We start from the raw sequence: 13,695 nt of genomic DNA on the forward strand, positions 1-13,695 counted from the left end.
GGGCGGCCTCGGCCGCTTTTTTAATTGCGAGTAAAGTGTGGATAATAAGTTACAAGTGCCGTGAAATGCGGTATCATAACGGTATTGAATTTAAGGAGAGGTCGAATGGATTTGCGGACGAAAACAGCAACAGCGGATGACTTGCGGATCAGTGTGTTATCCAGCGGGAGCACGGGAAATGTGTGCTACGTCGAAAGCCCGAACGAGCGAATCATGATTGACGCCGGGTTAAGCGGGAAGAAAATTGAGAAGTTAATGGGTGACATTAACCGGAATATGAAGGACGTTAACGCCCTGTTGGTCACCCACGAACACTCGGATCACCGCCAGGCCGTGGGGATTTTGGCGCGACGCTACGAGCAACTCAACGTGTACGCAAATCAGGGTACCTGGGATGCGATGAGCAGTAAGATTGGCAAGGTCGATCTGGCCCAGAAGCACCTGTTCGCGCCAGATACGGTGCAAACGTTTGGCGATATTGATGTGGAAAGCTTCTCCGTGTCGCATGACGCAGCGGAGCCTCAGTTCTACGCGATCCATTATCATGGCAAGACCTTCGTGATCTTGACGGATACGGGGTACGTCTCCGAGCACGTAGAAGGGGTGATCGCCGATGCCGACGCCTACCTGTTGGAATGTAACCATGACGTGGAAATGCTGCGGATGGGCGAATATTCTTGGCCATTGAAGCAGCGGATCTTAGGCGATAAGGGGCACTTGTCCAATGAGGAAGGTGCCGATGCGTTGATGGATGTGTTGGGCAATCGGACCAAGAAGATTTATCTAGGTCACCGGAGCCTGCACAATAATATGCAGTCGCTGTGTCACCTGACCGTGGCGTCCATGATGGAGAATCGTGATTTTGGCGTGGGCCATGATTTCCAGTTGATTGATACCAATCCGGAGGAAGCGACGCCACTGGTGGCTTTATAAAGAAATTGTAAACTTTAGGACTTCGGCAAGTATTTGTCAAAAAAAATTCACACAATCCAGTTATTATAAGAGTTATCAAAAATGACGGTTGGTGGTCCTAGGATCCCCGGCCGACGAATGAGGAGGGTTAGCGCGTTTCTGCGCAATGCTATGGATAATAATAATCAAAACAATCAAGCTAATGATAATAACCAAGCAACACCAACGCCAGAACCCCAACCACGTAAGCGGCGGGGCAACTTGACCTTAACCAAAGTTGCGGTGACGGCAGCGGTCGCCGGGCTACTCGGTGGTGGCGTGGCCTACGGTGGTATTAATTATATTAATAATAGTGGTATTAATGATACGGCAGTCCCGAGTGGTAGTAGTTCTAACGGGAATACGAAGACGTCTAACGTGACGGTCAATGTGTCGACCCAATCCACCAAGGCGTTCAACAAGGTGAAGGGCGCCATGGTCTCCGTGGTGAACTTGCAGAATCAAAATAGCAGTAGCAATACGCTGGGCCAGCTGTTCGGTGACCAGTCTTCTTCTAATAATAGTAAGTCGAAATCCGAACTGGAAGAAGCGTCAGAAGGTTCCGGGGTGGTTTACAAGAAGGATGGCAACACGGCGTATATCGTGACGAACAACCACGTGGTCTCTGGTTCATCCGCACTGCGCGTGGTAACGAGTTCCGGTAAGCAATTGCAAGCGAAGTTAGTGGGTAAGGATGCAGTGACCGACTTGGCCGTGTTGAAGGTCAACGGCGCTGATCTGAAGACGGTGGCGTCGTTTGGCGACTCCGATAAGATTAAGGTGGGCGAAACGGCCTTGGCTATCGGGTCACCGCTGGGTAGCCAGTACGCGACCTCGCTGACAGAAGGGATCATTTCCGCTAAGAAACGGACGATTGAAACGACGAACTCGGCTGGAACGCAAACGGGGAACGCCACGGTTATCCAAACCGATGCTGCCATTAACCCCGGGAACTCTGGTGGGGCGCTGATTAACGTCGGCGGTCAGGTCGTGGGGATTACCTCATCGAAGATTGCCAGTGATGCTGAAGGAACGAGTGTCGAGGGGATGGGCTTTGCCATTCCGTCGAACGAAGTGGTCAACATCATCAATCAGCTGGTCAAGAAGGGCAAGGTTGTCCGGCCAGCGTTGGGCATCACTTACGTGGATCTGGCCAACGTTTCCAGTTCCCAACAGAAGTCAGTGTTGAAGCTGCCATCTAGTGTGGACGCTGGGGTCGTGGTCATGAGCGCTTCGTCAGGATCACCGGCTAAGAAGGCGGGCTTGTCCAAGTACGATGTCATCACTGAGTTGGGTGGTCACAAGATCTCTAACCAGTCGACGCTGCGGGATATCCTGTACAAGTATAAGTTGAATGATACCGTGTCGATGACGTATTACCACAATGGTAAGAAGCAGACGACGAAGGTTAAGTTGACTGAGAGTAGTTCGCAGTTGAAGAGCACAACGAATACGACGGAAAACTCAGAAAGTTAAGCAAAATGAAAGCGGTCGTTGGATTTTTCCAGCGGCCGCTTTTTGCGTATGATAAACTATTGAGTGAAAAGCCGAAGTTTAGAGACATCTAATTCGGAATGAAAACGTACCCGGTGGTTGGCTGGCCGAACGAACTAACCGCCAGCCCCTACGGTAATTCAGTCGTCATAATTACGAAAATTATAGTTGTGGATAACTTGGGGGACAAGTTCGCCAGTGGACCAGTGGAAAAGTTATGAACAGGACTAGGACAGCAATGATAGCGGTGCAAAAGTTATCCACAGGCGTTGGGGATAACTGTGGAAAGAAAAAGTTGATCGCCGGAAAACGTGACATGAACGTTGATACCATGCGGATTGTAAGCGGAGACGCCGAACGTCCGTTTCGGATTTGAACGGTGGATAACTAAATAAGGATTGACATTTTAGCAAAAAATAGATGTCGTAGGTGAGACATGATTTACCCCCAACATCTAGGAAAGCAGACTATCCACCTGTGGATAACTTTGTGGATAGTCTGTGTACAGGAGGATATTTATGAACATCAAGTTTGTCGTTGTCGGTAAATTGAAGGAAAAGTATTTCAAGCAGGGAATTGCGGAATATGCCAAACGCCTCTCACGTTTCTGTAAATTCAGCATCGTAGAGGTGCCCGATGAAAAGGCACCAGAAAGTATGTCGCAGGCGGAGATGGACCAAGTCATGGCCGCGGAGGGCGAACGGATCTTGAGTAAGATCAAGGACAAGGAATACGTCTACGCGTTGGCCATTCTGGGCAAGGAGCGCTCGTCCGAGGAGTTTGCCAAGGAGATTAAGGACCTGACCACCTACGGCCACTCAGATATCACGTTTGTCATTGGCGGCTCGTTGGGGCTAACGCCAGCGGTCCTAAAGCGTGCGGACACGCAGATCTCGTTCGGTCGGTTTACGTTGCCGCACCAGTTGATGCGGTTGGTGTTGACGGAGCAGGTTTATCGGGCGTTTATGATTAATGAGGGGTCTCCGTATCATAAGTGATTGCTTGATACTTAGTGTAGTGGTATTTGAAGAAGGGATAGTTGTAGTTGTTTGTCATTTTTTCTTTAGCAACTATGATAATAGTTATAAGCCGTTTCCTGGTGAAAATTATTTCAAGTATTATTTGTTTTAATCGGGGCAAGTAAAGTTACATCATGTAACGATGCAGTTCTTTAGTTTGTTTTTGCTATGAAAATTTGTTCCACAATTGATATGACTAAGTAAAAGTTGAAGGTGATTCAATGCACATCAGTGTCAGAAAATTCAAAGCCAACGATGCTGAAATGGTAGCTAGTGTCGTGGCACAAACTCTTCGAGAGTCAAATAGTAGGGATTACTCTCAGGAATACATTGAGAATGAAATTCGCCAAATGCCCGCTGAATTTTTTGTTTCTAAGGCAAAGCAAACCCATTTCTATGTTTTTTGTGAGCACCAAAAAATCATTGGTACTGGTGCTATCGGTTCATATTGGGGGAGTACTACTGAATTTAGTCTCTTTGATATCTTTGTCTTGCCAGCTTATCAAGGACAAGGGATTGGTCGGCTGATTATTGAGACACTCGAAAAAGATACATATTTCCAGCGAGCAAAACGGGTTGAAATACCGGCATCGATAACGGGACTCGAATTCTATCAGCATATGGGTTATGACTTCAAAGATGGTCGTGACGCTGTTGACGAAGAACAATTGTATCGTTTGGAGAAGTTTAGGCAGTAGTGGCCAACTTTAGGAATCTTAGCTTGTAACCCCCTGTAAATATTTTTACTGTGATATGCAAAATCTAACTCATCGTATATGATTTAGATGGGTGGTGAACGAAATGGAAAAGTTTATTGTGGAGAATGACTTAGCAAATGTGCTAAGCGAGTCAGGCCTGAGTATTTCAGATTTGCGCACAGATATTTTTTGAGCGTAAATGGTCAGGTAGAACTTTATGCGTGGAGGTATACTGGATTTCGAAATGGAGGGGTAGTCAATGCAGCATTTTAATGAACTGCTGATTTATTTAGAACATCACTTGGACGATCCAGCTGATTCGGCAATCGCTCGGATCGCTGGTACCAGCGCCTATCATTTCCGGCATATGTTCGGTTACTTGGCCGGTACCAGCTTGACTGTATATTTGAAGTGGCATCGTCTCGCGCGAGCCAACGAGCAGCTACGGAACGGTAAAACAGTATTAGCAGTGGCAATGGACGCTGGTTATCAATCGGCCGAGGGCTTTTCACGCGCCTACCAAGAGTGGCACGGGATGATGCCTTCTGTAGTTGCTAGTCAAGATGCAGTAAAGACGGCTCCTTCGTTTCGCTTTCAACTTACTATCAAGGGAGAAACTAGTATGGAATACCAACTTAAAGAACTACCCGCCTTTAACTTGATGGGTGTCACCGCACGAGTGCCCCTACAATTTGAAGGTGAAAACCCTGCAATTACTGAACTCGCCAAAAGCATAACGGTGGATCAGCAGAATGCGATGCACATTTACGCTGACTTGGAGCCACATGGGATAATCAATGCTGACTTCGACGCTGAAGACTATACCAAAGAAGACAGTCAACTGATTCATATGATTGGGGTACGTTCCACGCACCGTGAGGCAGAAGCAGGTTTGACGGTGATTGCGGTCCCAGCTTTGACTTGGGCAATCTTTACCAGTCGTGGCCCGTTTCCGGAGACAATGCAGGCCACTTGGGCAGCGACAGCCAGCCAGTGGCTGCCAGATAGCGGTTATGAACTAGTGGCGGCACCGCAGATCAGTCACATCGATTATTCTCGGCCAGCCGATAATCGGACAACTGAGATCTGGTTGGCAGTGCGTAAGCGAGGATAATGCTACGTGACACGTGTGATTAACGTAATCGTAGGTTAGTCTGATACGGTTCACCGTATCATAAGTGATGCGGTTTTTCTTGGGATTGACCGCTAAGTGGGGAGTTACGGAAGTCCGTATCATAAGTGATGCGGTTTTTCTTAGATTTAATTGCTGAGTGTGAGGGTGTTATTGGGAATTCATGACACAATTTGAAGGCAGCTAGTATTAAGCGGTAGGGGTTTCTCGTCATGTAAAGTCTGTATCTTGTATCTGAGTGAGATTCCGTGGTGTATTGAAAAGATTGGATAGATTGAGATGGAATTATTATTGAACTTGGAAGGCTGTTATCTCCACTTCAAGACGAGTGTTGTGGCAAATCGATTGCGTGTGGAGGATGAAGAATATTTTGACAGATTAGTAGGGTTCTCGATTCGCTTTTTGTGGGGGAATAAGGTAGGTGTGAAGTATTCAAGTAGCTGGGGGTGGCCAGATATTAAGGCATTAGCAACCAGTTGTTTAGATTTCTCATTAGACCGACGAGCAGAATCATTTACTTCCGTGTACACGGATTTGGATGGTGAAAATGACCTTCAAGTGGTATTTGATAATCAGGATGGTGTTGCCTATTTAAAGATACCTTTAGCGAACGAGAATGGCGAGATAACAAGCCATTCTTTGACAATTACATTGTCGCGGAAAAACTGTGCAGATTTAGCCATCTATCTACGAGTAAGGAGTCGGATAATTTCTAAGCAAGAGGATCAAGTACAACACTTGATTGATAATGGTACTATTATTGAATATGAAAGCTATTGACACCTTGATAATTGAGTATTTTATGTTGAGAAATTCAGTGAGCGGCGGTTCAAAGAATGCTTGGAACAGATTAAGGCCTGGCATCGCCAAAACGGCTGGGTAGACAAAAGGTGCTCTTGCGAGGAGGGTACTTTTTTAGGCCGAATTTTAAGTTAAACTAGTGGTTTGTTGTGTAAGTAGTATTTTCTGAACCCAATCAGTAGTGACCAAGACAGAGCTAAATTATGTTGTGAACGTAATAATTATGACTACCATTGGTTTGCCGAAACAACTGGCCAACCCTCCGGCAAAGTGCTAAGCTTACCCCATAGTTAGGAGGAAACTACATATGAAAAGATTTATTCAGGGGATGTTGGCGTTAAGTCTGGGGTTAGGTTTATGGCTGGCCGCGCCCACGACTGCCTCGGCGAAGCAATACTCGGCTAAACGTGGTAACTCGGTTCGTTTGATCTGGCGGAAGCCGATGAAGCAGCACCAATTTACGGCCAACCGGGGGTATCGCTATTCTAGGCACTTAACGGTTCGTTATGAACGAAATTCTTCGGTCAGTGCCACGACCTGGTTTACCGATGCACACGAAAAGCTTTATCAGAAGAATCGTCATAACTACGCCATCTACTACCATGTGCGTAGCGGTAACGGCATGATGCAAGGCTGGATTTGGCGTGGGTACCTCAAGCCGGTTCCGAAACCGGTTGCGCCTAAAGTCACACCGGCTTACGTCAAGACAGAAGCCGCTCAATCCAGGAAAGTCGCCAAGTTATTCCCGGGTACTAAGACCGACAAGCGGTTGACGAAGTTGGTCCAGGACTTTGTGGTCGCTAATAACGACACCGAAACTTATTATCAAAGCTGGGAGGCCTGTGTTGAAGATGATGGCTTCTCACCTAAGGAAGCGCAACGAATCCACCTGATCAATTCGGCCGATGGTTCGGTTGAAGGCGATGCTCTGACCGATGCCTATAAGGCAGGGAAGTTAACGCTTAAGGACTACTTCTCAAAGATCGCTATGAGCAAAGGTGCCCCAATTCCTTACAAGGAAAGCGGCTATCCGGCACAACCAGCGCCAGTGACCTACAATCAGTTTAAGGGTTGGCACATTGGCGTTGCGACGGTATCATCGAATGATACCCGAGACCTGGAAGTTGGTTATCCGACTATTTATGTAGCTTTAATGCCTGGAAAATAATTTCAATTCAGAATAGATAGAATGAGACTTAGTTATTCAGCGAAGTGAAGTGACCCCCATAAATTGGAGTGACTTGCTAAGCTACTAATTGGCCAGCATGTTCCCGGTATTTTACCGAAAATATGCTGGCCAATTTTGTTTTTATCGGGTGGTATTAGGCGATTGCTGTCTCATAGCCTTTTATCCGGTACTTCTGAATCAATTCCCGCGGAAGTATTTAATTAAGACTTGTTGTCTGATTTTGGTTGAAAGCATAGAAGGCCCCCTCGAGTTGGATTTACTCCAATTCTAGGGGGTCACTTTACAGACTTCTAAGGCCGTTCTTTACTGGGCACTAAAGCCTATTTTTTCTTCGTTTTTTGGTAATGATCGAAGTAGATAAATCCGACAACGCCAAGAATAAAATAGATGATTACAAAAATCTTAGGTATGGCGATTATGTAAAATACGACAAATAGAGCAAAGTAAATTATTGAAAAAATAGTATCAACTCGCATAATACTCCTTTACCAATCCGATGCAGTGTCTTCTTCAAATACACACGCTTGTAGTTTGAATAATAGCATTTTACCACTGATAGTGCGATTGCCACGAAGAGTGGTTGTTGAAATCAAACGTAAATTTAAGCATCGGTGGTTTGCGTATCCAATCTCGTTAGAATTAGGTGTCTCTTCAATTGCAGCTTCATTTATCATTGAGTTAACCACAACAGTGCATGTGTGAATGCAATATATTTGAGGATCTTTGATGAAAAATTAAAACTGATTTTGAATTAAATGCTGTCAATTAAACGATTAAACGATCGAATATACTTAAATCTAAAATGTGCCACCGGAGAAAAGTTTTTAGGTATAATCTAGTATTTTTCTGACTTAGCCGTTATACTGATAGTAGCTGCCATGAACCATTACATAATCAATCACAAATGAAGGCTAGAAGTACTAGTGAGGAGTGAAAAGTAGTGAAGCATGTAAATGATAGTAAACGTCACTATAAGATGTATAAGCAGGGGAAATTTTGGGCGTTTGCCGGGATTGTAAGCGCTACACTCGCCTTGGCTATGCCTATGACGGCCTGCGCGGATACCAGCGAGACTATTGATCAGCCGCAGGTCGTACAAAAGGATACCGTCTCGAAGCAACCTGACGCTTCTGTTGCGGAAGAGAGTAGCGAAAATATGTCGTCAAATGATGAAGAGAAGACGGATTCTGAGCCAGTCAATCCGGTTGCTAAGACGACGCAGAGTATTAATGATACAGATGAGAATACTCAATCCAGTCCTGTTACGGGTTCTGATAAGATTCCTAATAAAGTTCCTGATAAGGTTGAAGAGGAGACGACGCCTCCTAAGCAATCTTACAGATCTTATGCACCGGCTGCTATGCCAGCTGTTAAGACGCCAGCACCGACACCGATTGTCAAAGCGGACCAATCGATTGATGAGTGGATGCCTAATAAGCAACTACAATGGATTGTCCTCTATAATTTGCAACGTGAATTCCCAGAGTTGAATTTGACGAGCGTTGATCAAATAACGCAGGATAATATTAAACAATTGAGTAAGTTGGAAGCAGTTGGTGGTAATCAAACGAACAAGTTAGATACTTATATTGATGGTAAGACTGCATTTTCATTGGATGGCTTACAGTATGCCACTGGACTCAACACCATCAACTTGAAAACAACGTTTGGTTTGGGGTCCAGTAAGTATCGTGGTGATATTGTAGATATTTCTCCATTAGCCCATTTAACCAATGTGACTGACTTAGATTTACAGCATAATCGAATCCAAGATATCACGCCACTAGTCACCATGACAGGGCTAAAATCTGTTTATTTAAACTATAATAGCATTATGGACTTCTCACCGATTATTGGTCGTTCGTTTGCGGCAACGCCCGTAACATTTGGCGATTTTAATCAAGTGCTAGTCTTGCCGACGATTAAGATTGATCCAAACAATCCGACGGCCACCGTCAACGTTAAGGTTGTGACCAAAAATGGAGAACATGATGCGCTTCAAATCCCTAACAAGGTCCTGTGTATCAATGAATCGAACTATAATGATGGGTTACCAGATATGTTCAACATTTATTATCAGGGCGGAACGCCAGTAGCCAATGCCGATGGTAGCCTGACGTACACCGACATCAAGGCTCAAGAACCTGGCGTAACCACATATCAAAATCTCAGAGTAGCGCCATTGGCTGACAAATATTATTTGACGGCGAAGGTTCAATCTAAGGACAATTACAACTATTTCCAAATCATTCAACCGTATGAAATGGCGACCACGGCAGCTCCTGTTACTGTTCATTATGTTGATGACACAGGTGTTACGATTCATGACGACACCCAAGTGAATGGCCTAGTGGGTGATGCCTATGCGACGGTGCCGCTGGCGATTGATAGCTACAAGCTGAAGACCACGCCGGAGAATGCTAAGGGAATCTTATCCAAGACGCCAATTGACGTTACTTACGTTTATACAGCGGATGCTAAGCCGATTACACCAATTGATCCAGTGCCTGATGCAGTAGGGACTGTAACGGTCGTGAGCGTTGATAAGGACGGCAATGTCTTAGATCAATTTGTTAAATCCGGGAAGGTCGGCGACAGATACGATATTGCTGCACCGACGATCGATGGTTATCAAGCGGTTGGTGAGGTCAATGCTACAGGGAGCTTCACTACTAATGATCAAACGGTCACTTTTACTTATACGAAGGTCATTAACGATGGTGACGGCGCAACGGTTACCCCGGCCGATCCAACCACCCCTGAAAAATCCAGCGATAATACTGGCGACAAAGTAGCGACCAAGCCAGCAGTTAAGCCGGCGGTATTGAAGACTAATGGTCAAGCTGCCAAGGCTACCAGGAATACACCAGCTAAACAGGTTGCCAAGTCAGATAATCAGGCCACAACCTTGCCGCAGACCGGCGATAAGTCTGTTTCGCCGGTGGTAGGACTGGCAGTGTTGCTTGGAAGTTTGGGTACGTTAGTATTTCGGAAGCGTAATTAATGTGTTGAAAGGCTCAGTTCATTTTTGAATTGGGCTTTTTTTGAGAAATTTCTAAGGCTAAAGACTTTAATCGAAGAAGAAAACGTCATAGTTATAGCGGCTGGTACGATATATCGGTATGGTCGGTAAATATTCCTGGGTGCTGATTTAGAATTGATAGATGTTTCATGTGAAACAGCATTTCTATTAGACAAGTAAGCATCCAGTGGGAGTTCAGTAAAGATTCAGGAAATTAAAATTCTATTCAAAAAGCCCTCGCTAGCTAATCAGCTGAGCGAGGGTTTAAAAACGATGAGATTGATAAGTCTAGTTCTTACTTTTCTACGAGTGCTCCATATAATTACTTAGTTTCACTATTGTCTGGATATTTCATTTCAGTCCAGCCACCAAATCCTTGATGTAGGGGTTGGATGTTTTCAGCACCCGGTAGTGGAATTGCCGTATTCGAAGCCGAGAAGGTATCAATCATTCCTGGCGTCATATGGTTCTTCTTAGTCTGTTCAATGGATAATGAAGTGACGATTTGGTCTTCTTGATGATTTAAGATCTTTTCGGCAAACTGCGGATCAATAATATTTTCTCGGCCAACAGCGACTAAGTCAGCCAATGCTAAAGCTGATTCGGCCTTGTCTTTGCTATCAATCCCACCAACGATAATCTCTTTACTGCCGTTTAAGTATGGTTTGAAGAGGGTTGCGAATGGCTTATCAGAGTCTCTAAACTTCTTGTCGGCCTCGCCATCAGTATCCAGTAATAAATTATCACCAGGCTTTGCATCGAAGTTCAACATTGACAGGTGAATGTAGTCTAAATCGAATTGCTTAGTGATTTCATTGATTAACTGAGTGGATTCATGCCAAGTATAACCGACGTTTTTGCCATGGATTTCTTCTGGTGAAATGCGGTAGCCAACAATGAAATCCTTGGGCGCATACTTTTTGACGGTTTCCATGACGGTTTTAACCACCGCTAATGGGAAATTCATGCGTTTCTCAGCCGAGCCGCCCCAGTGATCAGTACGCTGGTTTGAGTAAGCGGATACAAATTGCTGAATAAGGTAATGATTGGCACCATGGATTTCGACACCATCGAATCCGGCGTCAATGGCCCGTTTAGCGGCTTGGCCAAAGCCGGCAATTATTTCTTTAATTTGGTCATCTGATAGTGAATGAACCTTGTAATCAAGAAATGGAAAATCGCTGCCGTCTTCTAAGCCGGTTGGTGCGTAAACTTTTTCCCCTTGCATGGCACGATAGTTGGCTTCCCGGCCTGTATGGGCAATTTGCATAATGGCTTTGCTACCGGAATACTTCATTGCCTGAGCCAGCTTCTTCAGTTGTGGCAGAAACTTGTCGTCATAGGCGGCTAATTGTTCTCGGCCGCGTTTCCAAGTCATCGCCGGTCCACCAGTTTCTGTGACATACATGTACTCAGTCATGACCAGACCGCCAGATTTAGCACGAGCATGATAATAATCAAGAGTGTCTGGAGTAATATAACCGTCTTCACCACTGTTGGTCAGCATCGGTGGGAGGACGAATCGGTTATCAACAGTTGCGCCATGACGAAATGTTAGCGGATCATTTAAGCTACTCATAGTTGAAAACTCCTTTTTGTTTATTACTTCACACATTAAGTATAACCCGGCACCTCACTTACGAATAGTAGGCACTTCTTTGTAAGCTGCTTACTTAGAAGTAAGTAATACGGCACAGGTAGGGTAAGGCATTTTACGGCGAGGGAGGATTCCTAATCAGCCAAGTTTTCTTGTAAATCCAGGTCGACTAATCCCAACATGGCTTTGGAACTATATTTGAAATGGACAGAATCATCCTGCATAGATTCTGCAAATTGGGTCATCTGAATTAATAGGACTTTTAAAGCTCTGCCTTCGTCGGTTAATGAATAAATAACTTTCATCGGCATGACGTTATAACTGGTTCGCTTAACGATCTTGTGATCAATTAGTTGATGAAGTTGTTCACTCAAGACTTTTTCGGCCGGAGCCACGCCGTAAAGACGCATAAAGTACTGACGAAGCTCACCAAATCGTTTATCGCCCAAACCGAGCGAGCAAATAATGGACGGTTTCCATTTGCCATCGACTAAATCGATAATATAATTACATCCTAAAAAATAATTTTTCGTCTGCATTTCAAATGCACTCCTTTTGGTTGAATACCTTAAAGATAAATTGCAAATTCAAAATAAATAGATGGTGAGTTGAACCTAATTGATAATGAATTCTTATCGCCAACTGGGTTCAAGTTAGACTGAACACCATTATCACGAAGTAATTTTAGTATGACGAATTGTTAATTGAAGTGCAACAGTCGCCAGCAATGTTTCATGTGAAACATTGCCATCATTTAAGTGCCTCCAGAGAGAGTAAGTCATGATGAAATCAATAATCCGTTAAAATACTCATGGCACCAGCTCTCACAAAGCACGCCTAACTGTTGGAGTGGAGATCAGATAGAAATGAAAAAGCCACCCAATGTTTCGGGTAGCTCTCTTTCAAAGGTTGTCTATTCGAAATGCTTAAGTATTCCAAATTCTTCCTTAATGTCAGAAGCGGTAAGTATCGTCACCTACCTATTCCCCCGTACCAAGAAAATCGCCGCATCCCCCTGATTGACGCCTTCGCCATAGCCGTCGTCGGTCTGGGCGCGTACACCAATATGCCAGCCACGGTATTGATTGCGTTTAGTCGCGGGATAGCCTGCCTTGGTCAATAGGTTAGCGTAATTCTCAGTATCCATCACGTTAGAGGCGTTGTATAAGCGAATGTAGACTTGCCCTGGCTTAACAGTGGGGGATTTCTCACCATCGCTGGTGTAAACTACGCTACCAGCTTGGGCGTTCAAAGCCTTATCCTCGATCGTTCCAGGGAACAGACTGAGAATTTCTTGGTCCAGCAATCGTTCATTAGCAATGGGCGCAAGTTCCCCGGGATCATTCGGATCGGTCTTCGCGGTCACGGCTAACTTGTCTACTACTGGCATTTGGGCTTTTACGGGTTTCAAATATCCCCGCCAGATCCAGCCCTGCAACTTTCCGTCGGTGCTCTTGACGTGATAATAGATTGTCGAGTGCCCCTGATGCTTCTTGTACATTTTCTCGTGAGCATCAGTGTACCAGGTCACCTTGGCCGTGGCCTGATTGTAGCTGTAACGAATGGCTAAATGTCTAGAATACCGCGCACCCGCAGTGGCCCGATAGGCATGTTGCTTCATACTTTTTCGCCAAACTAACCGCACATTTTTAGATCGCGCAGCCGAGTACTGGCTACTAGCCGCTGCGGACAGGCTCCCCGTACCTAATAGTCCGATACCCGCGCCTAAGATGACCAGTCCCTGAATCAATCTAACCTTTTTCATCTCTGATTCCTCCCATCTCTTTACAGA

General features: G+C 45.1%; 11 protein-coding genes. 8 read left to right on the forward strand and 3 right to left on the reverse strand.

All coding sequences use genetic code 11. The features are described 5' to 3' along the window. Window positions 1-105 precede the first annotated feature (105 nt). The 8 genes from HF569_RS00350 (at window position 106) to HF569_RS12585 (ending at window position 10,288) form a co-directional block, all read left to right on the forward strand. A complete protein-coding gene (locus HF569_RS00350) occupies window positions 106-933 on the forward strand; it encodes an MBL fold metallo-hydrolase (RefSeq protein ID WP_168850380.1) in 828 nt (275 codons plus the stop codon). A 150-nt stretch (window positions 934-1,083) separates the two neighbouring features. Further along, entirely contained in the window at window positions 1,084-2,427 is a 1,344-nt protein-coding gene (locus HF569_RS00355; RefSeq protein WP_232842520.1) for a S1C family serine protease, read from the forward strand. A 536-nt stretch (window positions 2,428-2,963) separates the two neighbouring features. Continuing rightward, on the forward strand, window positions 2,964-3,443 hold the full coding sequence (gene rlmH / locus HF569_RS00360) for a 23S rRNA (pseudouridine(1915)-N(3))-methyltransferase RlmH (RefSeq protein WP_143463757.1): 480 nt from the start codon (window positions 2,964-2,966) through the stop codon (window positions 3,441-3,443). Window positions 3,444-3,685: 242 nt separating this feature from the next. Continuing rightward, complete coding sequence (locus tag HF569_RS00365) at window positions 3,686-4,162, forward strand: GNAT family N-acetyltransferase (RefSeq protein ID WP_168900886.1); 477 nt, start codon at window positions 3,686-3,688, stop codon at window positions 4,160-4,162. A gap of 259 nt (window positions 4,163-4,421) precedes the next feature. Further along, a complete protein-coding gene (locus HF569_RS00370) occupies window positions 4,422-5,276 on the forward strand; it encodes an AraC family transcriptional regulator (protein ID WP_168900887.1) in 855 nt (284 codons plus the stop codon). Between the two features lie 297 nt (window positions 5,277-5,573). Further along, window positions 5,574-6,074, forward strand: coding sequence for a hypothetical protein (locus HF569_RS00375; protein ID WP_168900888.1), 501 nt, complete (start codon window positions 5,574-5,576; stop codon window positions 6,072-6,074). Between the two features lie 328 nt (window positions 6,075-6,402). After that, window positions 6,403-7,263 (forward strand): hypothetical protein, encoded by an 861-nt coding sequence (locus tag HF569_RS00380; RefSeq protein ID WP_168900889.1) that lies wholly within the window; start codon window positions 6,403-6,405, stop codon window positions 7,261-7,263. A gap of 961 nt (window positions 7,264-8,224) precedes the next feature. Further along, the gene (locus tag HF569_RS12585; RefSeq protein ID WP_168900890.1) at window positions 8,225-10,288 is read left to right on the forward strand and encodes a MucBP domain-containing protein; all 2,064 of its coding nucleotides are present in this window, start codon (window positions 8,225-8,227) and stop codon (window positions 10,286-10,288) included. Between the two features lie 340 nt (window positions 10,289-10,628). Here HF569_RS12585 and HF569_RS00390 read toward each other — a convergent pair whose 3' ends face one another. The 3 genes from HF569_RS00390 to HF569_RS00400 form a co-directional block, all read right to left on the reverse strand. Then, window positions 10,629-11,885 (reverse strand): oxidoreductase, encoded by a 1,257-nt coding sequence (locus HF569_RS00390; protein ID WP_168900891.1) that lies wholly within the window; start codon window positions 11,883-11,885, stop codon window positions 10,629-10,631. 152 nt (window positions 11,886-12,037) lie between these two features. After that, on the reverse strand, window positions 12,038-12,442 hold the full coding sequence (locus HF569_RS00395; RefSeq protein ID WP_168900892.1) for a winged helix-turn-helix transcriptional regulator: 405 nt from the start codon (window positions 12,440-12,442) through the stop codon (window positions 12,038-12,040). A 437-nt stretch (window positions 12,443-12,879) separates the two neighbouring features. Beyond that, the gene (locus HF569_RS00400; RefSeq protein ID WP_168900893.1) at window positions 12,880-13,668 is read right to left on the reverse strand and encodes a hypothetical protein; all 789 of its coding nucleotides are present in this window, start codon (window positions 13,666-13,668) and stop codon (window positions 12,880-12,882) included. Window positions 13,669-13,695: the final 27 nt, after the last annotated feature.

The organism is Levilactobacillus tujiorum, from assembly GCF_012641185.1.
In the GTDB taxonomy this organism is placed as follows: Bacteria; Bacillota; Bacilli; order Lactobacillales; family Lactobacillaceae; genus Levilactobacillus; species Levilactobacillus tujiorum.